This window comes from Acidovorax sp. JG5 (assembly GCF_017939685.1).
In the GTDB taxonomy this organism is placed as follows: Bacteria; Pseudomonadota; Gammaproteobacteria; order Burkholderiales; family Burkholderiaceae_C; genus Acidovorax.
Window position 1 is genome coordinate 1 of the sequence record NZ_JAGKSE010000068.1, and the last position, 542, is coordinate 542.

2 pseudogenes are annotated in these 542 nt (G+C 65.1%); both read right to left on the reverse strand.

From position 1 onward, the window contains the following. Nucleotides 1–227, reverse strand: a pseudogene (locus J8G26_RS19140) (electron transfer flavoprotein subunit alpha/FixB family protein); the annotation flags it as partial. Beyond that, a pseudogene (locus tag J8G26_RS19145) lies at nt 228–542 on the reverse strand (electron transfer flavoprotein subunit beta/FixA family protein); the annotation flags it as partial.

Below are 542 nucleotides of genomic sequence, written 5' to 3' on the forward strand. Positions count from 1 at the left end.
TGGGCGGCGACGTTCTCGGCCAGGCCGTGTTCCAGGCCGGGGGCGTCGGCGTGGATGACTTTGGCGACGCCGGTGATTTGGGCTGCAGCCTGGGCTGCGGCGCTGGCGTTGTGGCCGGCGACGAGAACGTGGACGTCGCCGCCGCAGGCGACGGCGGCCGTGACGGTGTTCAGGGTGGCGCCTTTGATGGAGGCGTTGTCGTGTTCAGCAATAACGAGTACCGACATTTAGATCACCTTCGCTTCGTTCTTGAGTTTTTCGACCAGGGCGGCCACGTCGGCCACCTTGATGCCGGCGCCGCGTTTGGCGGGTTCGGTCACTTTGAGGGTTTTGAGGCGCGGTGCCACGTCCACGCCGAGGTCTTCGGGCTTGAAGGTGTCGAGCTGCTTTTTCTTGGCCTTCATGATGTTGGGCAAGGTGACGTAGCGGGGCTCGTTCAGGCGCAGGTCGGTGGTGATGACGGCGGGCAGGCTCAAGGCCAGGGTTTCCAGGCCGCCGTCGACTTCGCGGGTGACGCTGACGCTGTCGGCCGTCAGTTCGAC